The organism is Pseudomonas frigoris (genome assembly GCF_047758635.1).
GTDB lineage: Bacteria > Pseudomonadota > Gammaproteobacteria > Pseudomonadales > Pseudomonadaceae > Aquipseudomonas > Aquipseudomonas frigoris.
Genome location: NZ_CP180479.1, coordinates 6732320 through 6758443, shown reverse-complemented (window position 1 = coordinate 6758443; position 26124 = coordinate 6732320). Strand labels below are relative to the sequence as shown.

General features: G+C 59.4%; 27 protein-coding genes and 1 other RNA gene. 15 read left to right on the top strand and 13 right to left on the bottom strand.

The annotated features are described in order from the left end of the window. Positions 1-107 precede the first annotated feature (107 nt). Positions 108-1121, top strand: coding sequence for a porphobilinogen synthase (gene hemB, locus ACMXYH_RS31220; RefSeq protein WP_415765903.1), 1014 nt, complete (start codon positions 108-110; stop codon positions 1119-1121). Positions 1122-1139: 18 nt separating this feature from the next. Further along, entirely contained in the window at positions 1140-3362 is a 2223-nt protein-coding gene (gene ppk1, locus ACMXYH_RS31215; protein ID WP_415765902.1) for a polyphosphate kinase 1, read from the top strand. Positions 3363-3530: 168 nt separating this feature from the next. On the opposite strand, the gene ppx is transcribed toward ppk1, so the two are convergent. The 5 genes from ppx to ACMXYH_RS31190 all read right to left on the bottom strand — a co-directional run bounded on the left by ppx (position 3531) and on the right by ACMXYH_RS31190 (position 8130). Next, positions 3531-5033: an exopolyphosphatase gene (gene ppx, locus ACMXYH_RS31210; protein ID WP_415765901.1), complete on the bottom strand. Its 1503-nt coding sequence runs from the start codon at positions 5031-5033 to the stop codon at positions 3531-3533. A 235-nt stretch (positions 5034-5268) separates the two neighbouring features. Next, positions 5269-6006, bottom strand: coding sequence for an amino acid ABC transporter ATP-binding protein (locus tag ACMXYH_RS31205; RefSeq protein WP_149631192.1), 738 nt, complete (start codon positions 6004-6006; stop codon positions 5269-5271). After that, the gene (locus ACMXYH_RS31200) at positions 5993-6643 is read right to left on the bottom strand and encodes an amino acid ABC transporter permease (RefSeq protein WP_033060645.1); all 651 of its coding nucleotides are present in this window, start codon (positions 6641-6643) and stop codon (positions 5993-5995) included. Before ACMXYH_RS31200 ends, ACMXYH_RS31205 begins: the two co-directional genes overlap by 14 nt. Then, positions 6640-7308, bottom strand: coding sequence for an amino acid ABC transporter permease (locus tag ACMXYH_RS31195; RefSeq protein WP_129440117.1), 669 nt, complete (start codon positions 7306-7308; stop codon positions 6640-6642). Before ACMXYH_RS31195 ends, ACMXYH_RS31200 begins: the two co-directional genes overlap by 4 nt. Positions 7309-7344: 36 nt before the next feature. Continuing rightward, positions 7345-8130 (bottom strand): transporter substrate-binding domain-containing protein, encoded by a 786-nt coding sequence (locus ACMXYH_RS31190; RefSeq protein ID WP_415767770.1) that lies wholly within the window; start codon positions 8128-8130, stop codon positions 7345-7347. Positions 8131-8386: 256 nt separating this feature from the next. Here ACMXYH_RS31190 and ACMXYH_RS31185 point away from each other — a divergent pair, with 256 nt between their 5' ends. From ACMXYH_RS31185 to ACMXYH_RS31165, 5 genes are all read left to right on the top strand, one after another. Continuing rightward, entirely contained in the window at positions 8387-9094 is a 708-nt protein-coding gene (locus ACMXYH_RS31185) for a FadR/GntR family transcriptional regulator (RefSeq protein WP_095126982.1), read from the top strand. Positions 9095-9214: 120 nt separating this feature from the next. Then, positions 9215-9544 carry a thioredoxin TrxA gene (gene trxA / locus ACMXYH_RS31180; RefSeq protein ID WP_008150340.1) on the top strand — a complete coding sequence of 110 codons (330 nt, stop codon included), beginning with the start codon at positions 9215-9217 and terminating at the stop codon, positions 9542-9544. A gap of 248 nt (positions 9545-9792) precedes the next feature. Beyond that, complete coding sequence (gene rho, locus ACMXYH_RS31175; protein WP_007942421.1) at positions 9793-11052, top strand: transcription termination factor Rho; 1260 nt, start codon at positions 9793-9795, stop codon at positions 11050-11052. Between the two features lie 237 nt (positions 11053-11289). After that, positions 11290-12756 (top strand): 4-hydroxy-3-polyprenylbenzoate decarboxylase, encoded by a 1467-nt coding sequence (gene ubiD, locus ACMXYH_RS31170; protein ID WP_056738783.1) that lies wholly within the window; start codon positions 11290-11292, stop codon positions 12754-12756. Then, complete coding sequence (locus ACMXYH_RS31165) at positions 12756-13724, top strand: CDP-6-deoxy-delta-3,4-glucoseen reductase (protein ID WP_415765900.1); 969 nt, start codon at positions 12756-12758, stop codon at positions 13722-13724. Before ubiD ends, ACMXYH_RS31165 begins: the two co-directional genes overlap by 1 nt. Positions 13725-13738: 14 nt before the next feature. On the opposite strand, the gene ACMXYH_RS31160 is transcribed toward ACMXYH_RS31165, so the two are convergent. Beyond that, positions 13739-14215, bottom strand: coding sequence for a sn-glycerol-3-phosphate transporter (locus tag ACMXYH_RS31160; RefSeq protein ID WP_165353253.1), 477 nt, complete (start codon positions 14213-14215; stop codon positions 13739-13741). A gap of 351 nt (positions 14216-14566) precedes the next feature. On the opposite strand from ACMXYH_RS31160, the gene ACMXYH_RS31155 reads away from it, so the two are divergent. Further along, positions 14567-15235 (top strand): gamma-glutamylcyclotransferase, encoded by a 669-nt coding sequence (locus tag ACMXYH_RS31155; RefSeq protein WP_129440131.1) that lies wholly within the window; start codon positions 14567-14569, stop codon positions 15233-15235. On the opposite strand, the gene glpT is transcribed toward ACMXYH_RS31155, so the two are convergent. Further along, positions 15211-16560 carry a glycerol-3-phosphate transporter gene (glpT, locus tag ACMXYH_RS31150; protein ID WP_129440133.1) on the bottom strand — a complete coding sequence of 450 codons (1350 nt, stop codon included), beginning with the start codon at positions 16558-16560 and terminating at the stop codon, positions 15211-15213. The genes ACMXYH_RS31155 and glpT overlap by 25 nt on opposite strands. Positions 16561-16886: 326 nt before the next feature. Here glpT and ACMXYH_RS31145 point away from each other — a divergent pair, with 326 nt between their 5' ends. After that, positions 16887-17501, top strand: coding sequence for an energy transducer TonB (locus ACMXYH_RS31145; RefSeq protein WP_415765899.1), 615 nt, complete (start codon positions 16887-16889; stop codon positions 17499-17501). 61 nt (positions 17502-17562) lie between these two features. Here the strand turns inward: ACMXYH_RS31145 and ACMXYH_RS31140 are convergent, their stop codons facing one another. Continuing rightward, positions 17563-18540, bottom strand: a complete 978-nt coding sequence (locus ACMXYH_RS31140; RefSeq protein ID WP_415765898.1) for an NADPH:quinone oxidoreductase family protein — start codon at positions 18538-18540, stop codon at positions 17563-17565. A 150-nt stretch (positions 18541-18690) separates the two neighbouring features. On the opposite strand from ACMXYH_RS31140, the gene ACMXYH_RS31135 reads away from it, so the two are divergent. Continuing rightward, positions 18691-19098, top strand: coding sequence for a flagellar basal body-associated protein FliL (locus ACMXYH_RS31135; RefSeq protein WP_033060630.1), 408 nt, complete (start codon positions 18691-18693; stop codon positions 19096-19098). 125 nt (positions 19099-19223) lie between these two features. Here ACMXYH_RS31135 and ACMXYH_RS31130 read toward each other — a convergent pair whose 3' ends face one another. Then, entirely contained in the window at positions 19224-19676 is a 453-nt protein-coding gene (locus ACMXYH_RS31130) for an EVE domain-containing protein (protein ID WP_415765897.1), read from the bottom strand. A 201-nt stretch (positions 19677-19877) separates the two neighbouring features. On the opposite strand from ACMXYH_RS31130, the gene ACMXYH_RS31125 reads away from it, so the two are divergent. Then, entirely contained in the window at positions 19878-20030 is a 153-nt protein-coding gene (locus ACMXYH_RS31125) for a hypothetical protein (RefSeq protein ID WP_008024268.1), read from the top strand. Between the two features lie 34 nt (positions 20031-20064). Here the strand turns inward: ACMXYH_RS31125 and ACMXYH_RS31120 are convergent, their stop codons facing one another. The 4 genes from ACMXYH_RS31120 to ACMXYH_RS31105 all read right to left on the bottom strand — a co-directional run bounded on the left by ACMXYH_RS31120 (position 20065) and on the right by ACMXYH_RS31105 (position 21489). Continuing rightward, complete coding sequence (locus tag ACMXYH_RS31120; protein WP_129440141.1) at positions 20065-20670, bottom strand: 5-formyltetrahydrofolate cyclo-ligase; 606 nt, start codon at positions 20668-20670, stop codon at positions 20065-20067. Between the two features lie 86 nt (positions 20671-20756). Beyond that, positions 20757-20935: non-coding RNA, 6S RNA (gene ssrS, locus ACMXYH_RS31115), on the bottom strand. Positions 20936-20965: 30 nt separating this feature from the next. Beyond that, positions 20966-21283 (bottom strand): cell division protein ZapA, encoded by a 318-nt coding sequence (locus tag ACMXYH_RS31110; protein ID WP_007942435.1) that lies wholly within the window; start codon positions 21281-21283, stop codon positions 20966-20968. Then, positions 21280-21489: a TIGR02449 family protein gene (locus tag ACMXYH_RS31105; RefSeq protein WP_007982902.1), complete on the bottom strand. Its 210-nt coding sequence runs from the start codon at positions 21487-21489 to the stop codon at positions 21280-21282. The genes ACMXYH_RS31110 and ACMXYH_RS31105 overlap by 4 nt, the downstream gene beginning before the upstream one ends. Positions 21490-21617: 128 nt before the next feature. On the opposite strand from ACMXYH_RS31105, the gene ACMXYH_RS31100 reads away from it, so the two are divergent. The 4 genes from ACMXYH_RS31100 (at position 21618) to ACMXYH_RS31085 (ending at position 26008) form a co-directional block, all read left to right on the top strand. Then, on the top strand, positions 21618-22178 hold the full coding sequence (locus ACMXYH_RS31100) for a YecA family protein (protein WP_129440143.1): 561 nt from the start codon (positions 21618-21620) through the stop codon (positions 22176-22178). Positions 22179-22205: 27 nt separating this feature from the next. Further along, positions 22206-23540 carry a Xaa-Pro aminopeptidase gene (gene pepP, locus ACMXYH_RS31095; RefSeq protein ID WP_129440145.1) on the top strand — a complete coding sequence of 445 codons (1335 nt, stop codon included), beginning with the start codon at positions 22206-22208 and terminating at the stop codon, positions 23538-23540. Further along, positions 23537-24724: a 2-octaprenyl-6-methoxyphenyl hydroxylase gene (gene ubiH, locus ACMXYH_RS31090; protein WP_033060622.1), complete on the top strand. Its 1188-nt coding sequence runs from the start codon at positions 23537-23539 to the stop codon at positions 24722-24724. The genes pepP and ubiH overlap by 4 nt, the downstream gene beginning before the upstream one ends. Positions 24725-24790: 66 nt before the next feature. Continuing rightward, complete coding sequence (locus tag ACMXYH_RS31085) at positions 24791-26008, top strand: 2-octaprenyl-3-methyl-6-methoxy-1,4-benzoquinol hydroxylase (protein ID WP_415767769.1); 1218 nt, start codon at positions 24791-24793, stop codon at positions 26006-26008. Positions 26009-26124 lie beyond the last annotated feature (116 nt).

Genomic DNA, 26124 nt, shown 5'->3' with positions numbered 1-26124 from the left:
GGAATGCGACTACCTGTCACAGGGGTGCACACAACTGTAATACCTTCGTCATAATGGCCGCTTATAACTGTCACGCTCGCCCGCCAGCGCGGGCTCAGGAGTCTGCCGTGAGCTTTACCCCCGCCAACCGTTTGTTTCCTGCAACCCGCCTGCGTCGCAATCGCCGTGATGATTTTTCGCGTCGACTGGTCCGTGAAAACGTTCTGACCGTCGATGATCTGATCCTGCCGGTGTTCGTGCTGGACGGTGAAAACCGTCGCGAAGCGGTGGCGTCGATGCCAGGCGTCGAGCGCCTGACCATCGATCTGTTGCTTGAAGAAGCGGCCAAGTGGGTCGAGCTGGGGATTCCGGCCTTGGCGTTGTTCCCGGTGACGCCGCCGGAACTCAAGTCCCTGGACGCCGCCGAAGCCTGGAACCCGAACGGGATTGCCCAGCGCGCCACGCGTGCATTGCGGGCGCAATTCCCTGAACTGGGTGTGATCACCGACGTTGCCCTTGATCCGTTCACCACCCACGGCCAGGACGGTATCCTCGACGAAGAAGGCTACGTGCAGAACGACATCACCGTCGACGCACTGGTCAAGCAGGCGCTGTCCCACGCCGAAGCCGGCGCTCAGGTGGTGGCCCCGTCGGACATGATGGACGGTCGCATCCAGGCGATCCGCAAAGCGCTTGAACTGGCCGATCACGTCAACGTGCGGATCATGGCCTACTCGGCGAAGTACGCCAGCGCCTATTACGGCCCGTTCCGCGATGCGGTCGGTTCGGCGCTGAACCTGGGCAAGGCCAACAAGGCCTCCTATCAGATGGACCCGGCCAACAGCAACGAAGCCCTGCACGAAGTGGCGGCGGACTTGTCAGAAGGCGCGGACATGGTCATGGTCAAGCCAGGCATGCCGTATCTGGACATCCTCTACCGGGTCAAAGAAGAATTTAAAGTGCCGACCTTTGTTTATCAGGTCAGCGGTGAATATGCCATGCACATGGCAGCGATCCAGAATGGCTGGTTGAGCGAAGGGGTTATCCTCGAATCCCTGACCGCTTTTAAACGTGCAGGCGCTGATGGCATCCTGACTTACTTTGCCGTCCGTGCCGCTCAATTGTTACGAGAGCAAAAATAGCCCTCCCAGGAACATTCGATGAATACCGAAGGACTCACTGAAGTTGCCGTAAAAGATGCTCAACCTGTGGTGGAGCAAATCGCCGAAACCCCGCCGGAACTGGAGCCTGCTCCATCCGCGGTGATGGCCGAGACCGCAATAGCGGCGCCAGCGATTGCCATTCCCGGTCTGGATGACAGCAGCCTGTACATCCATCGCGAGCTCTCGCAACTGCAGTTCAACATCCGCGTGCTGGAGCAGGCGCTGGATGAGTCCTACCCGCTGCTGGAGCGGCTGAAGTTTCTGCTGATCTTCTCCAGCAACCTGGACGAGTTCTTCGAAATTCGTGTGGCCGGCCTGAAGAAGCAGATCACCTTCGCCCGTGAACAGGCTGGCGCCGATGGCCTGCAACCGCACCAGGCCCTGGCTCGCATCAGCGAACTGGTGCACGGTCACGTCGACCGCCAGTACGCGATCCTCAATGACATTCTGTTGCCGGAACTGGAAAAGCATCAGGTCCGCTTCATCCGCCGGCGTCACTGGACCACCAAGATCAAAACCTGGGTGCGCCGCTATTTCCGCGACGAGATCGCGCCGATCATTACCCCGATTGGCCTCGACCCGACGCACCCGTTCCCGTTGCTGGTCAACAAGAGCTTGAACTTCATCGTCGAGCTCGAAGGTATCGATGCCTTCGGCCGCGATTCCGGTCTGGCGATCATCCCGGCGCCACGTTTGCTGCCGCGCGTGATCAAGCTGCCGGAAGAAGTGGGCGGCTCGGGCGACAACTACGTGTTCCTGTCGTCGATGATCCACGCTCACGCCGATGACCTGTTCCAGGGCATGAAGGTCAAGGGCTGCTACCAGTTCCGTCTGACCCGAAACGCCGACCTCGCCGTCGACACCGAAGATGTAGAAGACCTGGCCCGCGCCCTGCGCGGCGAGTTGTTCTCGCGTCGCTACGGTGACGCGGTGCGTCTGGAAGTCGCTGACACCTGCCCGAAACACCTGTCCGACTACTTGCTCAAGCAGTTCAACCTGCACGAGACCGAGCTGTATCAGGTCAACGGTCCGGTCAACCTGACCCGCCTGTTCAGCATCACCGGTCTGGACAGTCAGCGAGCGCTGCAATACACGCCGTTCACCCCGCAGATCCCGAAACTGCTGCAAAACAGCGAGAACATCTTCAGCGTGATCAGCAAGCAGGACATCCTGTTGCTGCACCCGTTCGAGTCATTCACCCCGGTGGTCGACCTGCTGCGCCAGGCTGCCAAGGACCCGCATGTATTGGCGGTCCGTCAGACCCTGTACCGCTCCGGCGCCAACTCGGAAATCGTCGATGCGCTGGTCGATGCGGCGCGTAACGGCAAGGAAGTCACTGCGGTGATCGAGTTGCGTGCGCGGTTCGACGAAGAGTCCAACCTGCAACTGGCCAGCCGTCTGCAAGCGGCCGGTGCGGTGGTAATTTACGGCGTGGTCGGTTTCAAGACCCACGCCAAGATGATGCTGATCTTGCGTCGCGAGGCCGGCGAGATTGTGCGTTACGCGCATTTGGGTACCGGCAACTACCACGCGGCCAACGCCCGTCTGTACACCGACTACAGCTTGCTGACCTCGGATGACGCCTTGTGTGAAGACGTTGGCAAACTGTTCAGTCAACTGATCGGCATGGGTAAAACCCTGCGCATGAAGAAGCTGCTGCACGCGCCGTTCACGTTGAAGAAGGGCATGCTCGACATGATTGCCCGGGAGACCCAGTTCGCCCTCGATGGCAAACCGGCGCACATCATCGCCAAGTTCAACTCGCTGACCGATCCGAAGATCATCCGCGCGCTGTACAAGGCCAGTCAGTCCGGGGTGCGTATCGATCTGGTGGTGCGCGGCATGTGCTGCCTGCGTCCGGGCATCGCCGGGGTTTCGCACAACATCCACGTGCGCTCGATCATCGGGCGTTTCCTGGAGCACACCCGGGTGTTCTACTTCCTCAATGGCGGCGAAGAGCAGATGTTCCTGTCCAGTGCCGACTGGATGGAGCGCAACCTCGACAAGCGCGTCGAGACTTGCTTCCCGGTCGAGGGCAAGAAGCTGATCATGCGGGTCAAGAAAGAGCTGGAGCTTTATCTCACCGATAACACTCACAGCTGGAGCCTGCAGGCGGACGGCCGTTACATCCGCAACACGCCGACCGGCAACCAGAACCCGCGCAGCGCGCAGGCGACTTTGCTGGAACGTTTGGGCAGCCCGATTCTGACCGTGCGTTAATACGCAAAACCTGTGGGAGCGGGCTTGCTCGCGAAAGCGGAGTGTCAGTCAATACTGATGTCGACTGACACACTGCATTCGCGAGCAAGCCCGCTCCCACATGGGGATTGCGTCGTCTGCTGAATTGCGCACACAAAAAAGGCCTTCCGAAGAAGGCCTTTTTCAATTTCAGCGGACGTTAAGCACAAAGCCGACGCGGGTCAGCCACTCCGCTTCCAGGCCGAAGTCGGCCTGAGTCAGCTGGTTTTCGTCCAGCCAGTTTTCCGGGAACAACACATCCAGGCTGTCGCCATTGGCCTGCAGCACGACTTGGGGCATTTCCTGGGTGCCGCGAATGTGATGGAACAGAATCGCAAAGCGCAGCAGCACGCACAGGCGAATCAGCTTGATGCCTTCATCGCCGAAGTCGGCAAACTTGTCCCGGGGGATATTGCGGCGGTGGCCACGTACCAGTAGCGCGAGCATCAGTTGGTCTTCGCGGGAGAACCCGGCCAGGTCCGAATGCTCGATCAGGTAGGCGCCGTGCTTGTGGTAGTGATAGTGGGCGATGTCCAGGCCCACTTCATGGACCTTGGCGGCCCAGCCGAGCAATTCGCGCCAGACGCCGTCATCCAGATCCCAATCCTCAGCCACTTGATCGAAGGCATGCAACGCCTTGCGCTCAACCCGCGCCGCTTGTTCCAGATCGACGTGATAACGCTCCATCAACGAGCTGAGGGTGCGCTCACGGACGTCTTCGTGATGATGACGGCCCAACAGATCATAGAGCACGCCTTCACGCAGGGCGCCTTCGCAGTGGTCCATGCGTTGCAGCTCGAGCGCGTCGAAGATCGCTTCGAGAATCGCCAGGCCGGCAGGGAAGATCGCCCGGCGGTCGGGCTTGATGCCTTCGAAATCGATCTTCTCGACGTCGCCGAGTTTGAACAGCTTGCGTTTGAGCCAGGCCAGGCCTTCGGCATTGACCTCGCCGGTGCCGTGTCCGCCCGCCTTGAGCGCCAGACCGATGGCGCGAATGGTGCCCGAGGAGCCGATGGCTTCATCCCAGGTCAGGCGGTGCAGGGCGTGTTCGATGCTCATGATCTCCAGCCGCGCCGCGGTGTACGCCTGGGCGTAGCGGGCCGGGGTGATCTTGCCGTCCTTGAAATAGCGCTGGGTGTAGCTGACGCAGCCCATTTGCAGGCTTTCGCGCAGCAGCGGTTCGAAGCGCTGGCCGATGATGAATTCGGTACTGCCGCCGCCGATGTCGGCCACCAGGCGTTTGCCCGGGGTGTCGGCGAGGGTGTGGGAAACGCCGAGGTAAATCAGGCGGGCTTCTTCACGACCGGAGATGACTTCCACCGGGTGGCCAAGGATTTCTTCAGCGCGGCGGATAAATTCGCCACGGTTGCGGGCTTCACGCAGGGCGTTGGTGCCGACGATCCGCACGGCGCCGGGCGGCATACCGTTGATCAGTTGGGCAAAACGCTTAAGGCAATCGAGCCCGCGTTGCATGGATTCTTCACTGAGCTGGCGCTCATCGTCGATGCCTGCGGCCAGCTGAACCTTCTCCCCGAGACGCTCGAGAATACGGATTTCGCCGTTCTGGGCCTTGGCCACGACCATGTGAAAGCTGTTGGAGCCCAGGTCGATTGCGGCGATCAGGGACAGATTCTTGGCTTGAGATTGCGGCATGGTCAGGGGGTCTCGGTCGATAACCTCGACATCGTGCCACGATCAAACGCTGCCGCCAACGCGTAGGAGCTGCCGAAGGCTGCGATCTTTTACCGCGGGAATATTTGCGGTGTTGCTGATGGCCCCTTCGCGAGCAAGCCCGCTCCCACATTCAACCGAGTACCTCAGTAAGAACGCGGTCAACTGTGGGAGCGGGCTTGCTCGCGAAAGCTGCCTCGCAGGCGCCGAAGATCGATCAGCCCGCCGCCTCAACCGTCCCGATAAAATTCGCCAGCTCCGCCGTCTGCGGATTCGCGAACAGAATCTTCGGATCCCCGACCTCATGCACCTTGCCCTGATGCATGAACACCAACTTATCCCCAACCTCCCGGGCAAAACGCATTTCGTGGGTGACCATAATCAACGTCATCCCTTCCTTGGCCAGTTGCCGGACCACGCTCAGCACTTCATTGACCAATTCCGGGTCCAGCGCCGAAGTAATCTCATCGCACAGCAAGACCTTCGGTGACATCGCCAGCGCCCGGGCAATCGCCACCCGCTGTTGCTGCCCGCCAGACAACCGATCCGGGAAGGCATCGAATTTCTCCCCCAGCCCGACCCGCTCCAACATCTCCCGCGCCAGTTCGGCCGCTTTGGCTTTCGGTACTTTCTGCACCACTTGCGGTGCGAGCATCACGTTCTCGCCGACCGTCAGGTGCGGGAACAGGTTGAACTGCTGAAACACCATCCCGACTTTCTGTCGCAAGCTGCGCAGATCGGCACGAGCGGCGTCGAGGTAGTCGCCGTCGACTTCAATCACGCCGTCGTTGATCGATTCCAGGCCATTGAGGGTGCGCAGCAAGGTGGATTTCCCCGAGCCGCTGCGGCCGATGATCGCCACCACCTGGCCTTCCTCGACGCTCAGGTCGATGCCTTTGAGTACATGGTGATCGCCGTAATATTTATGCAAAGCGGAAATTCTAAGCAGAGGCATGCAGTCTCCTTTCCAGGTAGCGGGCACTGAGGGACAAGGGGTAGCAGAGCAGGAAGTAACCGAGGGCCACGAGGCCGTAGACCATGAACGGTTCGAAGGTCGCGTTGGCGAGCATGCCGCCGGTCTTGGTCAGTTCGGTGAAGCCGATGATCGAGGTGACGGCGGTGCCTTTGACCACTTGCACGGAGAAGCCCACGGTCGGCGCCACGGCGATTCGAAGCGCTTGCGGCAGGATCACGTAGCGCAGTTGCTCCAGAGGATTGAGCGCCAGGCTCGACGAGGCTTCCCACTGGCCGTTGGGGATCGATTCGACGCAACCACGCCAGATCTCCGCCAGGTAGGCGCTGGTGAACAGCGTCAGGGCAATCGCCGCGGCCATCCACGGCGAAATCTCCACCCCGGCCAACGCCACACCGAAGAACACCAGAAACAGCTGCATCAACAGCGGCGTGCCCTGGAACAGCTCGATGTAGGTGCGTGCGAAGCTGCGCGGCAGGGATTTCTTCGAGATGCGCATGACCATGATCAACAAGCCGATCAGTCCGCCACCGATAAACGCCACCAGCGACAGCGCCAGGGTCCATTGCAGGCCGGTGAGCAGGTTGCGTACGACGTCCCAGAATGTGAAATCGCTCATTGGCTGCTCCGGGCTATGTAGCGGCGACCAATCCAGTTCAGCAATTGGCGGATCATTAGCGCCATGCACAGGTAGACCAGCGTGGTCAGCGCATAGGTTTCAAAGGCGCGGAAGTTGCGCGACTGAATGAAGTTGGCGGCGAAGCTCAGCTCTTCGGTGGCGATCTGCGAGCAGACCGCCGAACCCAGCATCACGATGATGATCTGGCTGCTCAATGCCGGCCAAACCTTGCCCAGCGCCGGCAGCAGCACCACGTGGCGAAAGGCTTCGAAGCGCGTCATTGCCAGCGCCGCAGCGGCTTCAAGCTGTCCTCGAGGGATTGCCTGGATGCCGGCGCGGATGATCTCGGTGGAATAGGCGCCGAGGTTGATCACCATCGCCAGCACCGCCGCCTGCCATTCCGAAATCTGCACACCCAGTGACGGCAGGCCGAAGAAGATGAAAAACAACTGCACCAGAAATGGCGTGTTGCGGATCAACTCGACGTAGACCCCAAAAATGCCGGCGAACGGGCGGATGTTCCACGCCCGCACCAGCGCCCCGACGGTGCCCAGACCCACCCCGAGCACCGCGCCGATGGCCGTCAGTTCAAGGGTGAACAGCGCACCGCGCAGCAGCAGGTCGGTGTTTTGCACCACCGGAATGAAATCGAACTGATAAGCCATGTTTAGGCTCCTTGTTTAAACGGCGTCGCGCGACAGTCAGAGATCGGCCGGCAGCGGCTCTTTGAGCCAGGTCCGGGAGTTCTTCTCCAGCGCGCCGTCGGTCTTGGCGGTGGCGAGGATCTGGTTGACCTTGTCCAGCAGCGCCGGCTCGTTTTTGTTCACGCCGACATAGACCGGCGAATCCTTGAGCTTCACTTTCAGCGCCGGAATGCGTTTCGGGTTGCGCTCGCTGATGGTCACCATCACCACGTTGCCGCTGGCGATCAGATCGACTTGCCCGGCGAGGTAAGCGGCGATGGTCGAGTTGTTGTCTTCGAAGCGCTTGATGTTCACGCCTTCGGGCGCGACTTTGGTCAACTCGATGTCTTCGATGGCACCCCGGGTGACGCTGATGGTTTTGCCCTTGAGGTCGTCCAGGCCTTTGATGTCGGCATCCGGCGGACCGAATACGGCGAGGTAAAACGGCGCGTAGGCACGGGAGAAGTCGATGACCTTCTCCCGCTCGGGGTTCTTGCCGAGGCTGGAGATCACCAGATCGACCTTGCCGGTGGTCAGGAACGGAATGCGGTTGGTGCTGTTGACCGGCGTCAGCTCGAGTTTGACCTTGAGTTGGTCGGCCAGCAGTTTTGCAGTATCGATGTCCAGGCCGCGCGGTTTCATGTCCGGGCCGACCGAGCCGAAGGGCGGGAAGTCCTGAGGCACGGCAACCTTGAGGACGCCGCGCTTGACCACATCCTCCAGACCGTCGGCGTGGGCGGGCGCCTGGCTCAGCATCAGGCTGGCAAACAGGGCTGCGAGGAGGGCGCTGTAACGCTGGGTCATGGCAAATCTCCGAATCGGCGAGGAATGAATGCTGCGGATCGACAGAGCACGGGCCATGCCAACATCGGGTTTTGGGGGCGCAAGGCCACGGTTTTGCTGGTGTTGCTCGGTCTTACTGGTCTGAACAGTCGTGCGCGGTTTCGCACCCCGATAGCGCATCGCTGGAATTCGCCGAACCCCCATGGGGCACGACTTGCCGGGCGTCGCGAATAGCTTTACAACTAGCCGCTCATTAGCCCGGTTTCTCTGAAAAACCATGAACTCGATCTCCCGAGCCGTACCTGAAGTGGCGTTGCAAGCCATCCGCAAACTGATCACCGAGCAAGGTTTCGGGCCGGGCGATGCCTTGCCCTCGCAACGGGATTTGGCGGTGCAATTAGGGGTCAGTCGGGCGTCGCTGAGAGAGGCGTTGTCGTCGCTGAGTGCGCTGGGCGTGATCAGCATCCAGCCGGGCAAAGGCGTGTTCGTGCAGTCACCGGTTGATTTGCCGCGAGGTGATGCGGGGCTGAGTTGGCCGTTCGCGGCCCAGGCCTCGCCGCTGGACATCTTCCAGTTGCGCTATGCCCTGGAAGGCTTCGCTGCCGGTTTGGCCGCGGTGACCCTGAGTACTCACGAGCTCGATGCACTGGAAGATAACGTCGCCGCCATGCGCATCGAATTGAAGGCCGGCGACTTCGAGGCCGCGGCGCGACTGGATTTCGAGTTTCACCGGCGCATCCTGCTGGCGAGCGGCAATCAGGCGATGCTGAGCATTCTGACGGCCAGCGCCGACATTTTTCTAGAGAGCCAGAAACTACCGTTCATCCGGGCGGAACGGGCCATGGAAACCTGGCAGGAACACCGCAAAATCCTCCGCGCACTGGCCCGGCGGGCGTCCGGCGCAGCGCAGAAGGCCATGCACGAACATGTGCGTAACGCGGCACTGCGCACAGGAATTGCCTTCGTCGCTCCCGCCACCTCGTGACTTGGGCTATACCCAAACTCATGCGGCACCATAGTGAGACTCAATCATCTGCACCTTCCTGAACGAGGGAAGGGCGGCTATGATGGGCCACGTTTTTTTGCTTACAACCTGGAGACTTCCATGAGCAGCGATCTTATTAAACACGTCACCGACGCTAGCTTCGACGTCGACGTCCTCAAGGCCGAAGGCGCTGTACTGGTCGACTACTGGGCTGAATGGTGCGGCCCTTGCAAAATGATCGCTCCTGTTCTGGACGAAATTGCTGAAACCTACAAAGGCAAGCTGACCGTTGCCAAACTGAACATCGACGAAAACCAGGAAACTCCGGCCAAGCATGGCGTGCGTGGTATCCCGACTCTGATGCTGTTCAAGAACGGCAACGTTGAAGCCACCAAGGTTGGCGCGCTGTCGAAGTCGCAACTGGCTGCCTTCCTCGACGCCAACATCTAAGCGTCGTTTAAAGCGTCATCAAAAAGGCCCCGCACATCGCGGGGCCTTTTCGTTATTGAGGGCTAGACGCTCCGAAACTCAGGTGGTACATTCGGCCCCGCACTGGTTTCTCCACTGCCCCCTGCTAGCCGTCGCCGACGCACTCCTTTTCGAATAAGTACGCGATCCTGTCGCCTTCTCTGCGGCGCGGCCTCATTAAGCCAAAAGCTTAATTTCCCCCCCTCCATAAATGATTACGTCATTCCTATATGAATCTGACTGAACTCAAGCAAAAGCCGATTACCGAACTGCTCGAATTGGCCGAACAGATGGGCATAGAAAATATGGCCCGTTCGCGCAAGCAGGACGTGATTTTCTCCCTGCTCAAAAAGCACGCTAAAAGCGGCGAGGAAATCTCCGGTGATGGCGTGCTGGAGATTCTCCAGGACGGCTTCGGCTTCCTTCGCTCCGCTGACGCTTCCTATCTCGCCGGCCCAGACGATATCTACGTCTCGCCGAGTCAGATCCGTCGCTTCAACTTGCGCACCGGTGACACCATCGTTGGCAAGATCCGTCCCCCAAAGGAAGGCGAGCGTTATTTCGCGCTGCTCAAGGTCGACACGATCAACTACGATCGTCCCGAGAACGCGAAAAACAAGATTCTCTTCGAGAACCTGACCCCGCTGTTCCCGACCGTGCGCATGAAGATGGAAGCCGGCAACGGTTCCACCGAAGACTTGACCGGTCGTGTCATCGACCTGTGCGCCCCGATCGGCAAAGGCCAGCGCGGTCTGATCGTTGCACCGCCGAAAGCCGGTAAAACCATCATGCTGCAGAACATCGCAGCCAACATCGCGCGTAACAATCCTGAAGTTCATCTGATCGTATTGCTGATCGACGAACGTCCGGAAGAAGTGACCGAAATGCAGCGCACTGTGCGCGGCGAAGTGGTTGCCTCGACGTTCGATGAGCCGCCAACCCGCCACGTGCAGGTTGCCGAAATGGTGATCGAGAAGGCCAAGCGCCTGGTCGAACACAAGAAGGATGTGGTGATCCTGCTCGACTCCATCACCCGTCTGGCTCGCGCCTACAACACCGTGATCCCGAGCTCCGGCAAAGTACTCACCGGTGGTGTCGATGCCCACGCCCTGGAGAAACCGAAACGTTTCTTCGGCGCCGCGCGGAACATCGAAGAAGGCGGTTCGCTGACCATCATCGCCACCGCGCTGGTTGAAACCGGCTCGAAGATGGACGAAGTGATCTACGAAGAATTCAAAGGCACGGGCAACATGGAACTGCCGCTGGATCGTCGTATCGCCGAAAAACGCGTCTTCCCGGCCATCAACATCAACCGTTCCGGCACCCGCCGCGAAGAGTTGCTGACAGCCGATGACGAGTTGCAACGCATGTGGATCCTTCGCAAGCTGTTGCACCCGATGGACGAAATCGCTGCCATCGAATTCCTGGTCGACAAGCTGAAAACGACCAAGACCAACGATGAGTTCTTCCTGTCGATGAAACGCAAGTAAGTCGATAAGGGCTGTGCCCTGTGTGGCTGTCTCGTTAGTTCAAATTCGGATGCCGCAGGATATGAGCTTGCGGCGCCGAAGTTGACTAACAGAGACAGCCATACAGGGCACCAGAGCCGGGGAAACCCGGCTTTTTGCTATCTGATTTTTGATGAACCGGCAGTTCGTGGTTCTGAATAGAGGGGTTCGGCGCTAAACTGCCACCCCCGAACGGCTCGGCCAACACGAGGCTCACGCATGCAGTATCGCGACTTGCGCGACTTTATCAGCGGCCTGGAAAAGCGCGGCGAACTCAAGCGCATCCAGGTTCCGGTGTCCCCAGTGCTCGAAATGACCGAGGTATGCGACCGCACCCTGCGTGCCAAAGGTCCGGCTCTGCTTTTCGAAAAGCCCACGGGTTATGACATCCCGGTGCTCGGCAATCTGTTTGGCACCCCTGAGCGCGTGGCCCTGGGCATGGGCGCAGAGGCGGTCAGCGAATTGCGCGAGATCGGCAAGCTGCTGGCGTTCCTCAAGGAGCCCGAGCCACCGAAAGGCCTGAAAGATGCCTGGTCCAAGCTGCCGATCTTCCGCAAGATCATCGCCATGGCTCCGAAGGTGGTCAAAGATGCGGTCTGCCAGGAAGTGGTCATCGAAGGCGACGACGTCGACCTCGCGATGCTGCCGGTGCAGACCTGCTGGCCGGGCGACGTCGGCCCGCTGATCACCTGGGGCCTGACCGTCACCAAAGGGCCGAACAAGGATCGCCAGAATCTCGGTATCTACCGTCAGCAAGTGATTGGCCGCAACAAGGTCATCATGCGCTGGCTGAGCCATCGTGGCGGCGCGCTGGATTACCGCGAGTGGTGCGAGAAGCATCCTGGTCAACCGTTCCCGGTGTCCGTGGCGCTCGGCGCCGACCCGGCGACCATTCTTGGCGCTGTAACGCCTGTGCCGGACAGCCTTTCCGAATATGCTTTCGCTGGTTTATTGCGTGGCAATCGCACCGAGCTGGTGAAGTGCCGTGGCAACGACCTGCAAGTGCCGGCGACCGCCGAGATCATCCTTGAAGGCGTGATCCATCCGGGCGAGATGGCCGACGAAGGTCCGTACGGCGACCACACCGGTTACTACAACGAAGTCGATAGCTTCCCGGTGTTCACTGTCGAGCGCATCACCCACCGCATCAAACCGATCTACCACAGCACCTACACCGGCCGTCCGCCGGATGAGCCGGCGATTCTCGGCGTGGCGCTGAACGAAGTGTTCGTGCCGATCCTGCAGAAGCAGTTCCCCGAGATCACCGACTTCTACCTGCCGCCCGAAGGCTGCTCGTACCGCATGGCCATCGTGACCATGAAGAAGTCGTATCCCGGCCATGCCAAGCGGGTAATGCTCGGTGTCTGGTCGTTTTTGCGACAGTTCATGTACACCAAGTTCGTTATCGTCACTGACGACGATATCAACGCACGCGACTGGAACGACGTGATCTGGGCCATCACCACGCGCATGGACCCCAAGCGCGACACGGTGATGATCGACAACACGCCGATCGATTACCTGGACTTCGCCTCGCCGGTTTCCGGCCTGGGTTCGAAGATGGGGCTCGATGCCACGCATAAATGGCCGGGCGAAACCACTCGCGAGTGGGGCCGGGTGATCGTCAAGGACGAAGCCGTTACCCAGCGGATCGATGCCATCTGGAATCAGTTAGGAATAGATTGATGCGTGTAACCTTGCAGCCCTCCGGAGCAGTGCTACAGATTCTGCCCGGCGAGCGGATTCTCGATGGCGCGCGGCGTCTGGGCTATGAATGCCCGCAAAGCTGTCGAAACGGCAATTGCCACGTGTGCGCCGCACTGCTGGTGGAAGGGCGGGTCGAACAGGAAGGCGGTGTGCGCGACCATGGCGAGTTCTACACTTGCATAGCAGAGCCGCTGGAAGACTGCATCGTGCTGTGGGATGGCGTGCTCGCGCTGGGAGAATTGCCGGTGCGCAGCTTGTCGTGTCAGGTCATTGAATGCAGGGACGTCGGCGGCGATACCTGGCGTGTGCGACTGCGAGCGCCAGCCGGCAAGTCGCCGCGTTATCACGCCGGTCAGTACTTGATGATCGAGCGCGAGAGCGGCGAGAAATCCGCGTTCTCCCTGGCCTCGGCACCGCATGGCGGGCGTGATCTGGAAATCCATGTACTGGCGCGCGAAAGCAGTGCGCTGAGCTTGATCGACCAGTTGCAACGCAACCCGATGGTGCGGATCGAAATGCCGTTCGGCGACACCCATCTGGCGGAACTGCCGGACGGTCCGCTGGTGCTGATTGCCGCGGGCACCGGCATGGGCCAGATCCATAGCCTGATCGAACATTGCCGTGCGACGGGCTTCAAACATCCGGTGCATCTGTATTGGGGCGTGCGTCGTCCTGAAGACTTTTATGACATCGAACATTGGGATGAATGGCTGAAACTGCCCAATCTATTCCTGCATAAAGTCGTCAGCGATCAATGCGGCTGGCAGGGGCGCTGTGGCATGTTGCATGAGGCGGTGTGTGAGGACTTCCCGGATCTGAAATCCTTGCATGTCTACGCCAGCGGCTCTCCGGCCATGGTCTACGGCACACTGGATGCTTTGGTCGAAGCCGGGATGGACGCTCATCAAATGCGCGCCGATGTATTTGCTTACGCCCCGCGATCGTAGGTGGGCGAACCGTTCTAGAAGCGCACCCCGGTCGTCACCATGACGGCATTGAAGCCGAGCAACACCAGCTCGGCTGCCAACGGTCCGTAGTGTGCACCTATTGAAGGAATGATCACCGGCGCGACGCCGAAGTGATTCAGGGGGATCTTGTCCTTAGACTTGCCGCTGTAACCTTGTAGCAAGCCACCACTCAGTTTGAAGTACACGGGATAGTCGGCGCTCTCGTAGCGTTTGCCCGCATACGCATAATTTGAACGCTGGCTGAACGAGTTGCGAAAAGTTGCGCCACCAAACAACCAACCGGACGCTTGCTCACGCTCAAGGCCGATGAGCTCCTGATTGTTATTGTGATCGGAGTCGTCGGAGTAGTGTTTGGTAAAGACGCTGGCCTGCAAATACCAGGAGCCCGTGTCTTTCTCGGAGGTATCTTCTGCCCGCGACTGCTGCGCCATAAGCACCAGAAGTAATCCGTAAATCCATGGTTTTTTCATTGTTCAGGCCTGTAAGGCAGTTTGGCTTGCGCCTGTGGGTGGCCGTTATACGCCATACATACTGCAACGGACAGGCGGGAAAACTGAAGGATGTGTAGGAGGTTTCTCCTAAGTGGGCTTTATCCTAGACGCGCTAATGCTTATGTATATTTCATTCCGGTATTTAAGAATTTTTCTAAATGATATTAGGGTATATGGGCAGGCCTTCAGCTTTTGCATTTGATTGCTTATGGCTGCTCCGGAAGGTCGACCGTCTCTTAGCACTTTTCGTTTTAGTATTACTGCTATATGTTCTATGACGTGAATGTTGCTTATATTTTGTAATGATTGCAGGGCCGAAATTTCATCGCCATGAGTGCCATTGAATCTGCTTTTTTGAATCTGGCTTACCCTCCGCGGCTCGATCTGGGGCCGCAGCTCACGCACGAACAATTACTCAGCTCGATGCAGTCGACGATGGCGCGCCACAAGGGCGGGCCGGTGTGGCTGTTCGCTTACGGCTCGCTGATCTGGCGTCCCGAATGCGCAGCAGTGGAGCGAGTGCGCGGTCGTGTGCATGGCTACCATCGCGGTTTGTATTTGTGGTCCCACGAACATCGCGGCACGCCCGAAGTGCCTGGGCTGGTATTTGGCCTGGATCGCGGTGGTTCTTGCAGCGGCTTCGCCTATCGCTTGCCTGAAGAACAACTTGAAGCGTCTCTTTACGCACTTTGGCAGCGCGAAATGCCATTCCCGTCCTACCGTCCACACTGGCTCAACTGCCGTCTTGAAGACGGAAGTCAGGTTCAGGCGTTGGGGTTTGTATTGGAGCGGCATCTGCCCAGCTATGCGGGCAACTTGCCGGATCACGTGCTGAGCCACGTGTTCGAAAACGCTTGCGGGCGTTACGGCACGACTCGCGATTATGTCGAGCAGACCGCCCACGCCCTGCGTAGCCACGCCATGCCAGACCGGAATCTGGAGGCGCGGCTCAAGCGCTGCAAATCAAAGGCCGATCAGGCGATTGCTTCGCGACTCTGACTGGCGACTTGTTTGTGCCACAGCGTCGGCGCAAGGAAGGCCATCGCCAGTAAGCATGCGCCGATCAGCAGCACGAAACCGCCGTCCCAGCCGAAGTGGTCCACGGTGTAGCCCATCGCTGCACTGGCCGCGACCGAACCACCCAGATAACCGAACAGGCCCGTGAAGCCCGCTGCCGTACCGGCGGCTTTCTTCGGTGCCAATTCCAGCGCTTGCAAGCCGATCAGCATCACCGGGCCGTAAATCAGGAAGCCGATCGAGACGAGCGCGATCATGTCGACTGTCGGGTTGCCCGCCGGGTTGAGCCAGTACACCAGGGTCGCAACAGTCACCAATGCCATGAACACCATGCCGGTCAGGCCACGGTTGCCACGGAAGATCTTGTCCGACATCCAGCCGCACAACAGCGTGCCCGGAATACCTGCCCATTCGTAGAAGAAGTAGGCCCACGAGGTTTTATCCACGTTGAAGCCCTTGGCTTCTTTCAAGTAGGTCGGTGCCCAGTCCAGCACGCCGTAGCGCAACAGGTAGACGAAGACGTTGGCCAGGGCGATGTACCAGAGCATTTTGTTGCGTAGCACGTATTTGACGAAGATTTCCTTGGCGCTGAATTCTTCTTCGTGGCTGGCGTCGTAGCCTTCCGGGTAGTCGTTCTTGTACTTCTCGATGGGCGGCAGGCCCACCGATTGCGGGGTGTCGCGCATGGTGACGAAGGCAAACACCGCCACCGCCATGGCGACCGCCGCCGGCACGTAAAACGCTGCGTGCCAGTCATTGAACAGGCCCATGCCGAGCAGGAACAGCGGGCCGATCAGGCCGCCACCGACGTTATGCGCCACGTTCCACAAGGACACTACGCCGCCGCGTTCCTTCTGCGACCACCAGTGCACCATCGTCCGCCCACTCGGTGGCCAGCCCATGCCCTGGGCCCAGCCATTGATAAAGAGCAGGATGAACATGATGGTCACGCTGGACGTCGCCCAGGGCGCGAAGCCGAAAATGAACATCACACCGGCCGATACCAACAGGCCGAAGGGCAGGAAGAAACGCGGATTGGAACGGTCGGACACGATGCCCATCAGGAACTTGGACAGGCCGTAGGCAATGGCGATGGCCGACAGCGCCAGGCCCAGCTCACCGCGGGTATAGCCCTCTTCGATCAGATAGGGCATGGCCAGGGAGAAGTTTTTGCGCAGCAGGTAATAACCGGCATAGCCGATAAAAATACCGGCGAAGATCTGCCAGCGAAGGCGTCGGTAGGTGTTGTCTATTTTTTCTTCAGGCAATGGAGCCTGATGTGCGGCAGGACGAAAGAAAGCAAACATTCAAGAGCTCCAGATTTCTTGTTTTGACTGCGGATACGAATGTTACAGTTTCGTTACCGAAAATAGCACCGGTTAGCATCGGCCAAATAGTGGAAATGCTGGAGATTGCATGTTCTTTTATGAACATGTCGCTCAGGTATAAATGTAGGGCGTTGTGGGAAACGTTACTTGCAGGTCTTCATGCCGCATTTCGGTCCAGGGTAGGACGAGGCTTTGGGAAATGTCCTTCGTTTGAATGGGAAGTCATGGCGTTCTGTTGCAGCTCACCGAGCTTTAACCTTTGTGCAGATGCCGGGTCTGGCATTTCAGTCGTGAAGGGGAGGGTTATGCGGTGGTTTACGTGTGTGCTTTTGCTGGTTGTGTCGGTCGGTGTTCGGGCCCAGGAAGTGTTTCTGATCCCGGAAAACAATCCCAAGCCGATTTACCCACGGGCGCTTTTCAGGGCCGGGATAACAGGTGAAGTTCGAGTCAGGTTCACTGCCAATGCCGATGGCTCGGTCAGCAAAGTGAGCATTCTGCAAAGCGACCATCCTGATCTGGCCGAAGCGACCAGGAAGGCGATAGCGCAGTGGCGCTTTAAACCGTGGACGGTAGACAGCGACAAACCTGCGGAACAGGAAGTGACGGCGCCGATGGTTTTTAGACTGGATCTGGACACACCCATTCACACTAACCATTGGCTCAAACAGTTGAGATGTCGTGACCTCAACGAGGCGCTGGTGGATTTTCCGGAGTATGCGTGGGTTGATTCAAAGGTGTTTGATTACACTCGCGCCTATCTGTCGAACGTGATTTATACGACACAGTTGCAGAATGAGCAGCGTCTGGCCTTGATTGCCAAGCTGAATAAGCGGGTACCGAAAATCGTCAGGGATTGCCGGGCGAGCCCTGTCCGCAAGTACATGAGTTTGCTGCCGGAGGATATTCGGAAGTTGCTTTAGTCCCGGACAATAAAAAGCGGTCTGAACAACTTCATGTGAAGTCCAGACCGCTTCATTGGGCTCAGCGAACCTGAACCACCACTTTCCCGACCGCTTTGCGCTGGCCAAGATCATTGATCGCCTGCGCCGCATTGCTCAGGGGATACACCTGCGACACCAACGGCTTCAACTTGCCCTCGGCAAACCAGCCAAACAATTGCTGGAAGTTCGCCGCGTTGTCTTGAGGCTGGCGCTGGGCAAACGAGCCCCAGAACACGCCGACCACCGCTGCACCTTTGAGTAGCGCGAGATTGACTGGCAGTTCAGGGATGCGACCGCTGGCGAAGCCGACCACCAGCAGGCGTCCGTTCCAGGCAATGGCGCGGATGGCCTGGTCGAACAGATCGCCACCGACCGGGTCGTAGATCACGTCGGCGCCCTGGCCATCGGTCAGGCGCTTGATTTCGTCCTTGAGACTGGTTTCGCTGTAGTTGATCAGCTCATCGGCACCGGCAGATTTGGCCACCGCGAGTTTTTCGGCGCTGCTGGCGGCGGCGATCACGCGGGCGCCCATGGCTTTGCCGATTTCCACGGCGGCCAGACCGACACCGCCGGAAGCGCCGAGTACCAGCAAGGTTTCACCCGGTTGCAGGTTGCCCCGTTGCTTGAGCGCGTGCATCGAAGTGCCGTAGGTCATGCTGAACGCGGCGGCGGTGTTGAAGTCCATCGATGGCGGGATGGGCAGCACGTTATAGCCCGGCACCGCGACCTGTTCGGCGAAACTGCCCCAGCCGGTCAGCGCCATGACCCGGTCGCCGACCTTGAGGTGGCTGACCTTTTCGCCTACTTCGCTGACCACGCCAGCCGCTTCGCCGCCCGGAGAAAACGGGAAGGGCGGCTTGAACTGATATTTGCCCTCGATGATCAACGTGTCCGGGAAATTCACCCCGGCGGCGTGCACGTCCAGCAGGATTTCATTCTTCTTCGCGACAGGACTGGCGACGTCTTCCAGCACCAGCGATTCGGCAGGGCCGAAGGCTTTGCACAGCACGGCTTTCATCAGGGCTATTCCTTTGGGAGTGATGGCCGATAAGTGTAGGTGTGTGAGTCGATGGGTCAACGAGCATGCCCGGCCCTGATAGTCAGCCATAAGCTTGTGCTTGAGCGGCGGGTCGTTATGCTAGGCCGCAAACCGGATAAGGAGCGAATTGTGAAAGCGTGGATCATGTTGTTGCTGGCCCTGTCTCTGCCTGTGGCAGCGATGGCCGAAGAAGCCAAAGAAGGTGCAGCTCCGAAGGTCAATTACATCACCCTGAGCCCGCCGTTCGTGGGCAACTACGGGCTGGACGGGACGCCGAAGCTCAAGGTCTACAAGGCCGATGTGGCATTGCGAGTGACCGGTGATGAGGCGACCAAACTGGTGAAAGCCAATGAGCCGTTGATTCGTAATCAACTGGTGGCGTTGTTTGCCCAGCAGACAACTGAAGCGATGAACAACGTCGAGGCCAAGGAAAAGCTGCGTCAGGAAGCCCTGAAGCAGACCCAGCAAATCATGAACGACGAAACCGGCAAGCCTGTGGTTGAGGATCTGTTGTTCAACAACCTGATAATCCAGTAAGACTTTTGTTGTCTGAACCGGCCTCATGGCGAGCAAGCTCGCTCCCACAATGGATCTGCATTCACTGAAGATCCCCTGTGGGAGCGAGCTTGCTCGCGATGGCATTCTTTCAGGCAATTAATCAATCAAGGCCTTAATGCAATCACCGCCGCCCACTGCTCGGCCGTCACTGGCATCACCGACAGTCGCGAGCCTTTCTGCACCAGCGGCATCTCGGCCAGCGCCGCCTGCTGTTTCAGATAATCCAGCTTAAGCACTTTGGGAAACGTCTCGACATGCGCGACATCGATCGCGCTCCAGGCGTTTTTCTCTGGCGTGGCTTTCGGATCGTAGTAATGACTCTCCGGCTCCAGCGCCGTCGGGTCTGGATACGCGGCTTCGACGATCTTTCCGATCCCGGCGATCCCCGGTTCGGGGCAGCTGGAGTGATAGAAGAAAAACTCGTCGCCCACCGCCATGGCCCGCAGAAAATTACGCGCCTGGTAGTTGCGAACCCCGTCCCAGCGCGCTTTGCCAAGCGTCTCCAGGCCCTTGATCGAGAGCTCGTCGGGCTCGGATTTCATCAGCCAATAAGCCATGGTTTTTGCTCCTTGCGAAGTGGGTGGGCAAGTTGTCGGGGAATTTTATGACAAACCGACGGTCGGTTGACGCCAGCGTTTGCGTGTCGGTTCACGTTGTCGCAAAATGCCGGCCTTCTAAGCTTGACGCTGCTGCACGGCCTACACCTACAACGGAAACCGCTGCTGTCATCGTGTTGATGTGCCTTTGGGGGGCAATCGATGAAACGCAAACCGGATTTACTATGGATTTTGGTTATTTTGTTCGGCCTCGGCGTCGTGACCACCGGCTATGCCCAAAGCCTGTGGAGCAACAAGACCGACGCTCCGATCGAAATCGCGCAGCAACAACAGCCGTCGGCCTTCAAACGCTGAAACTGTCTTCGGACGCCGCTGATTCCAGTGGCGTCTAGCCGGCGAAATACCGCGCCTTGTCTGTCACCGTTCCCTGTAACGGCACATCCCAGCTCGCTTGAGCCAATCGTTCGACCTTCTGACATTCATGGGCCAGCCCCAATAGCGTCGGCTTGCGCCAGTTTTTACGTCGTGCCAGGTACGCCAGGCTTCGATCATAGAAACCGCCGCCCATGCCCAGGCGTCCGCCGACATCGTCAAACCCCACCAATGGCAACAGCACCAGATCGAGCGCCCAGACTTTGCGTTGCCGGGCGAGGTTGTGCCGGGGTTCGAGAATACGAAAGCGGTTGGGTTTGAGTTTTTCACCGGGGCGAATTCGCTGGAACACCATTTTGGTTCGTGGCCAGGCGCTGAGCACCGGCAGATACGTTGCCTTGCCTCGACGCTGAGCGGCACGCAGCAAAACACGCGGATCGATTTCACCGTCGGTGGGTAGATAAAGGGAGATGTGTTTTGCGCGGCGAAACAGCGGGTGCTGAGCCAATTGCGTGTACAGCCCGCGAGCGGCCTGGCGCTGCTGACTGGGTGTCAGTGCGCGGCGGGCCTTGCGCAGCATGCGTCGAAGTTGCGGGCGGGGCAGCAGCGCAGGTTCGGTCATGAATTCGGGCTTCGGCAGTGCGGGTACATAAAGCGTACCGGTAAAAAAGCCGATGCCGGTATTTAAACCGGCATCGGACTGGAATCAGGCTCCCCGGATGTACCGCTGTCGACTTAGCCCTTGAACCCGAAAGTTCAAGGTGGAAGATGCAGTAGGCTTTAAGGCTTTCCGTCTAGCGGACATGCACACCAGCCCAACGTGCAACCTCCAGGGTATAGCAAATCGGCTCAGGGACATCGCCAACTGGCAAGCACCCCAGGGAGTGATGCGAGTATACCCCAAGCGGTTTCGCGTTTCAGCCCTTGGTGACGTCCGGATCGGTTGCGAGCACCAGATCGACGCGATCCAGCAGGTCGCGAACCTGCTCGCGGGTCGAGCCGCTGGCCTGCACATCCGGGCGTTCTTCCTTGTGCAGAAGGTCGTGCGTGATGTTCAGGGCGGCCATCACGGCGATGCGATCGGCGCCGATGACTTTGCCGCTGCTGCGGATTTCGCGCATTTTGCCGTCCAGGTAACGGGCGGCGCTCACCAGATTGCTGCGCTCTTCCTGGGGGCAGATGATCGAATATTCTTTATCGAGGATCTGCACGGTAACGCTATTGCTTGAACTCATGAGTCTTGCTCCAGGGCCTTGAGGCGCGAAATCATTGATTCGACCTTACGCCGGGCGATTTCGTTCTTTTCAATGAGGTGAGCGCGTTCCTCGCGCCAGGTCTTTTCCTGAGCTAATAGGAGTCCGTTTTGACTCTTTAGTTGCTCGACGCGGGTAATTAGCAGTTCGAGTCTGGCCATTAGCGCTTGTAGGTCGGTGTCTTCCATTGGGTCCACTGAAATTGTGTCAGATGGGTGATAGCTGGCGGACAGCCTTTAATAGTCTTGGCGAGTCTGTCGATGTAGGATACAAGGCCTTCATTCTAGACATAGCGCCGTCTGGCGCCTAGCTGCCCATGCCCATTCAGAATTCCCCGTACCAAGCCTTCGCCAAACTGCTGACTTCCAGCGGTCATAATGCCTCGCCTGCCGAACTGCATGGCCTGCTGCTCGGCCGCAGTTGCGCCGGTGCCGGTTTCGATGCCGAAGGTTGGCTGATTGATGCCGCCGAGCTGCTCGAAAGCGAGCCGCAGGATAATGTCCGCAACGCCTTGATTGGCTTGCAGGAGATGGTCAAGGGCGAGCTCACTGGCGACGACGTGACCGTCGTTCTGCTGCTGCCGACCGATGACGAGCCGCTGGCCGACCGCGCCGCCGCACTGGGCCAATGGTGCCAGGGCTTCCTCAGCGGTTTCGGCCTGAACTGCCGTGACAGCAGCATGCTGAGCACCGAGGCCACCGAAGTACTTCAGGATCTGGCGGCTATTTCACAGGTGCAAGACGCCCTGGAAGAGTCCGACGACGGCGAAAGCGATTACATGGAAGTGATGGAGTACCTGCGCGTCGCGCCGCTGCTGCTGTTCACCGAAACCAAAAAGCCGGACGCGCCCGCTGCCGCCAAACCGTCGTTGCATTAATCGCGTGCCAGGGAAAGCCATCTGCCCATGATTCATATCCCGAAATCGGAATACAGCCGTCGCCGCAAGGCCCTGATGGCGCAGATGGAACCCAATAGCATCGCCATCCTGCCCGCCGCCGCCGTTGCGATCCGCAACCGCGACGTCGAGCACGTCTACCGTCAAGACAGCGACTTCCAGTACCTCAGCGGTTTTCCCGAGCCTCAGGCGGTCATCGTTTTGATGCCAGGGCGTTCACATGGCGAATACATATTGTTCTGCCGTGAACGCAATGCCGAACGGGAGTTGTGGGACGGCTTGCGCGCCGGGCAGGAAGGCGCGATTCGCGACTTTGGCGCCGACGACGCCTTCCCCATCACCGACATCGACGACATCCTGCCGGGCCTGATCGAAGGTCGCGACCGGGTGTATTCGGCCATGGGCAGCAACCCGGAATTCGACCGGCACCTGATGGACTGGATCAACGTGATCCGCTCTAAAGCGCACCTCGGCGCCCAGCCGCCGAACGAATTCGTTGCTCTGGATCACCTGCTTCACGACATGCGCCTGTATAAATCGGCGGCAGAAGTGAAAGTGATGCGCGAAGCCGCACGGATTTCCGCCCAGGCACACATCCGCGCGATGCAGGCCAGCCGAGTCGGGCTGCATGAGTTCAGCCTCGAAGCCGAGCTCGACTACGAGTTCCGCAAGGGCGGGGCGAAAATGCCGGCCTACGGTTCGATCGTCGCCGCTGGGCGCAACAGCTGCATCCTGCATTACCAGCAGAATGACGCAGTGCTCAAGGACGGCGATCTGGTGTTGATCGATGCCGGTTGCGAGATCGATTGCTACGCCAGCGACATCACCCGCACCTGGCCGGTCAACGGCAAGTATTCAGCGGAACAGAAGGCGATCTACGAGTTGGTGCTGGCGTCGCAAGAAGCTGCGTTTGCGGAAATCGCCCCGGACAAACACTGGAATCAAGCCCACGAAGCCACGGTCCGGGTGATTACTGCCGGGTTGGTGAAGTTGGGCCTGTTGCAGGGCGACGTCGACGAGTTGATCGCCAGCGAAGCCTATAAAGCGTTTTACATGCACCGCGCCGGCCACTGGCTGGGCATGGATGTGCATGATGTCGGCGAATACAAGGTCGGCGGTGAATGGCGCGTGCTGGAAGTCGGCATGGCGCTGACCGTGGAACCGGGCATCTACATTGCCCCGGGCAACCAGAACGTAGCGAAGAAATGGCGCGGCATTGGCGTGCGCATCGAGGACGACGTAGTGGTCACCAAAAGCGGCTGTGAAATCCTGACCAAAGGCGTACCGAAAACGGTCGCCGAGATCGAGGCCTTGATGGCCGCCGCGCGGGCACAAGCGGCATGAGTCGAGTCAATCTGGCAATCATCGGTGGCGGTCTGGTCGGCGCCAGCCTGGCGTTGGCACTTCAGGCCGGAGCCAAGGCTCGTGGCTGGAAGATCGTGCTGATCGAACCGTTCGCCCCCGGCGATACTTATCAACCGAGCTACGACGCCCGTTCTTCGGCGTTGTCCTACGGTGCCAAGCAAATTTATCAACGGTTGGGCGTGTGGCAGGAAATCTCCCGCCGCGCCGAGCCGATCAAGCAAATTCATGTGTCCGACCGTGGGCGCTTCTCCACCGCGCGATTGTCGGCGATGGAAGAGGGCGTTCCGGCGCTGGGTTATGTGGTGGAAAACGCCTGGCTCGGCCAATGCCTCTGGCAGGGGCTGGACAAGGACGTGATCAGCTGGCGTTGCCCGGCGGAAGTCACGCGCATGGAGCCGCTGATCGATGGCTATCGCCTGACCCTCAACGACGAAACCACTCTGGAATGCGATCTTGCGGTGCTGGCTGATGGCGGCCGTTCCGGTCTGCGCGAGCAACTGGGGATCGGCATCAAAAAGCGCCCGTACAACCAGAGCGCGTTGATTGCCAACATCACACCGAGTGAAGCGCACAACGGCATGGCCTTCGAGCGTTTCACCGATGACGGGCCGATGGCCTTGTTGCCGTTGCCGGAAAACCGCTGCGCACTGGTCTGGACTCGATTGGGAATGGACGCGCAACGGCTCGCGGCCCTCGATGAAAAGAGCTTCCTCAGCGAGTTGCAAGGCGTGTTCGGTTATCGCCTCGGCACTTTGAAGCAGGTTGGTGCGCGGCATTTGTACCCGCTGACATTGATCGAGGCCGAAGAGCAGGTGCGTCCGCATCTGGCGATTCTCGGCAATGCTGCCCACAGCCTGCACCCGATTGCAGGGCAAGGTTTCAACCTGTCTTTGCGTGATGCTCAAGCGCTGGCCGATGCGTTGCTGGCCAGCGAAACATCTCCCGGAGACTTTGCGACCTTGCAGGCCTACCGCGAGCGTCAGCGTCTGGATCAGAACCTGACTGTGGGTTTCTCCGATCAGGTCACCCGTTTGTTCGGCAGCACTCAACCGCTGGTTTCCCTGGGCCGCAACATCGGTCTGCTCGGTCTTGATCTGCTGCCGCCGGCCAAACGCTGGTTCGCGCGGCAGGCCATGGGTTTGGGTACGCGTCCCGATGCTTAAGTGGCGGTCGGAAAATCCCTTTATATGCGGCTCAAGCCGCAAGCGAGACAGGCTTAAAGCATGGAAATGCGCGCAGATCTGCTGATTGTCGGGGCCGGAATGGTCGGCAGTGCCCTGGCGCTGGCGTTGCAGGACAGCGGGCTGGAAGTCCTGCTGCTGGACGGTAGCCCGATGAGCGTCAAACCCTTCGATGCCCAGGCTTCGTTCGAGCCGCGAGTGAGCGCCTTATCGACTGCCAGCCAGCGGATTCTCGAACGTCTGGGCGTCTGGGACGGCATCGCCAATCGGCGCAGCAGCCCTTACACCGACATGCACGTTTGGGACGGCAGCGGCACCGGGCAAATCCATTTTTCGGCGGACAGTGTGCATGCCGACGTGCTGGGGCATATCGTCGAGAACCGCGTGGTTCAGGACGCCTTGCTCGACCGTTTGCACGACTGCGACCTCGGAATGCTGGCCAACGCGCGCCTGGAGCAAATGCGTCGCTCCGGCGACGACTGGCTGCTGACCCTGGCCGATGGCCGCACCTTGCGCGCACCTTTGGTGATCGCAGCGGATGGCGCTAATTCCGCCGTTCGGCGTCTGACCGGTATGGCGACGCGCGAGTGGGACTACATGCACCACGCGATCGTCACCAGCGTGCGCAGCGCCAAGCCTCATCAAATGACTGCCTGGCAGCGTTTCACCGACAACGGTCCGCTGGCGTTTCTGCCGCTGGAGCGTGACGGTCAGCAGGATTGGTGTTCGATCGTCTGGTCGACCACCCCGAGCGAAGCCGAACGCCTGATGGCGCTGGATGACGAAGGTTTCTGCAAAGAGCTGGAGCGGGCCTTCGAAGGCCGACTGGGCTCGGTGCTGAGCGCCGATCCGCGTCTGTGCGTGCCGTTGCGGCAGCGTCATGCCAAGCGTTATGTGGCTGAAGGATTGGCGTTGATCGGTGATGCGGCCCACACCATTCACCCATTGGCCGGGCAGGGCGTGAACCTTGGTTTTCTCGATGCCGCCGTGCTGGCCGAAGTGCTGTTGCAGGCGGCCACGCGTGGCGAGCGTCTGGCGGATGTGAAAGTGCTCAGCCGTTACGAACGTCGGCGCATGCCTCACAACCTGGCGTTGATGGCGGCGATGGAGGGTTTCGAACGTCTGTTCCAGGCTGATCCGTTGCCGGTGCGCTGGTTGCGCAATGCCGGGTTGAAGATGGTCGACCAGATGCCCGAAGCCAAGGCGCTGTTCGTGCGTGAAGCGCTGGGATTGATCGGGGATCTACCGGCACTCGCCAAGGCCTGAGATTTTCATTGCGGCAGATGGCCTCTTCGCGAGCAAGCCCGCTCCCACATGGGAATGCATTTCAACTGTGGGAGCGGGCTTGCTCGCGAAGACGTCGGTACATCCACCACACATTC

What these genes read in the sequence shown, in the direction of transcription:
- ACMXYH_RS31125 (WP_008024268.1), top strand. Translation starts at nt 19,878, where the DNA reads ATGAAACGCAAACCGGATTTACTATGGATTTTGGTTATTTTGTTCGGC.
- ACMXYH_RS31105 (WP_007982902.1), bottom strand. Translation starts at nt 21,489, where the DNA reads ATGGAAGACACCGACCTACAAGCGCTAATGGCCAGACTCGAACTGCTA.
- pepP (WP_129440145.1), top strand. Translation starts at nt 22,206, where the DNA reads ATGATTCATATCCCGAAATCGGAATACAGCCGTCGCCGCAAGGCCCTG.
- rho (WP_007942421.1), top strand. Translation starts at nt 9,793, where the DNA reads ATGAATCTGACTGAACTCAAGCAAAAGCCGATTACCGAACTGCTCGAA.
- ACMXYH_RS31155 (WP_129440131.1), top strand. Translation starts at nt 14,567, where the DNA reads ATGAGTGCCATTGAATCTGCTTTTTTGAATCTGGCTTACCCTCCGCGG.
- ACMXYH_RS31130 (WP_415765897.1), bottom strand. Translation starts at nt 19,676, where the DNA reads ATGGCTTATTGGCTGATGAAATCCGAGCCCGACGAGCTCTCGATCAAG.
- ACMXYH_RS31165 (WP_415765900.1), top strand. Translation starts at nt 12,756, where the DNA reads ATGCGTGTAACCTTGCAGCCCTCCGGAGCAGTGCTACAGATTCTGCCC.
- ACMXYH_RS31205 (WP_149631192.1), bottom strand. Translation starts at nt 6,006, where the DNA reads ATGCCTCTGCTTAGAATTTCCGCTTTGCATAAATATTACGGCGATCAC.
- ACMXYH_RS31100 (WP_129440143.1), top strand. Translation starts at nt 21,618, where the DNA reads ATGCCCATTCAGAATTCCCCGTACCAAGCCTTCGCCAAACTGCTGACT.
- ACMXYH_RS31195 (WP_129440117.1), bottom strand. Translation starts at nt 7,308, where the DNA reads ATGGCTTATCAGTTCGATTTCATTCCGGTGGTGCAAAACACCGACCTG.
- ppk1 (WP_415765902.1), top strand. Translation starts at nt 1,140, where the DNA reads ATGAATACCGAAGGACTCACTGAAGTTGCCGTAAAAGATGCTCAACCT.
- trxA (WP_008150340.1), top strand. Translation starts at nt 9,215, where the DNA reads ATGAGCAGCGATCTTATTAAACACGTCACCGACGCTAGCTTCGACGTC.
- ACMXYH_RS31120 (WP_129440141.1), bottom strand. Translation starts at nt 20,670, where the DNA reads ATGACCGAACCTGCGCTGCTGCCCCGCCCGCAACTTCGACGCATGCTG.
- ubiD (WP_056738783.1), top strand. Translation starts at nt 11,290, where the DNA reads ATGCAGTATCGCGACTTGCGCGACTTTATCAGCGGCCTGGAAAAGCGC.
- ACMXYH_RS31200 (WP_033060645.1), bottom strand. Translation starts at nt 6,643, where the DNA reads ATGAGCGATTTCACATTCTGGGACGTCGTACGCAACCTGCTCACCGGC.
- ACMXYH_RS31160 (WP_165353253.1), bottom strand. Translation starts at nt 14,215, where the DNA reads ATGAAAAAACCATGGATTTACGGATTACTTCTGGTGCTTATGGCGCAG.
- ACMXYH_RS31185 (WP_095126982.1), top strand. Translation starts at nt 8,387, where the DNA reads ATGAACTCGATCTCCCGAGCCGTACCTGAAGTGGCGTTGCAAGCCATC.
- ppx (WP_415765901.1), bottom strand. Translation starts at nt 5,033, where the DNA reads ATGCCGCAATCTCAAGCCAAGAATCTGTCCCTGATCGCCGCAATCGAC.
- glpT (WP_129440133.1), bottom strand. Translation starts at nt 16,560, where the DNA reads ATGTTTGCTTTCTTTCGTCCTGCCGCACATCAGGCTCCATTGCCTGAA.
- ACMXYH_RS31140 (WP_415765898.1), bottom strand. Translation starts at nt 18,540, where the DNA reads ATGAAAGCCGTGCTGTGCAAAGCCTTCGGCCCTGCCGAATCGCTGGTG.
- ACMXYH_RS31190 (WP_415767770.1), bottom strand. Translation starts at nt 8,130, where the DNA reads ATGACCCAGCGTTACAGCGCCCTCCTCGCAGCCCTGTTTGCCAGCCTG.
- ACMXYH_RS31085 (WP_415767769.1), top strand. Translation starts at nt 24,791, where the DNA reads ATGCGCGCAGATCTGCTGATTGTCGGGGCCGGAATGGTCGGCAGTGCC.
- ubiH (WP_033060622.1), top strand. Translation starts at nt 23,537, where the DNA reads ATGAGTCGAGTCAATCTGGCAATCATCGGTGGCGGTCTGGTCGGCGCC.
- ACMXYH_RS31110 (WP_007942435.1), bottom strand. Translation starts at nt 21,283, where the DNA reads ATGAGTTCAAGCAATAGCGTTACCGTGCAGATCCTCGATAAAGAATAT.
- ACMXYH_RS31145 (WP_415765899.1), top strand. Translation starts at nt 16,887, where the DNA reads ATGCGGTGGTTTACGTGTGTGCTTTTGCTGGTTGTGTCGGTCGGTGTT.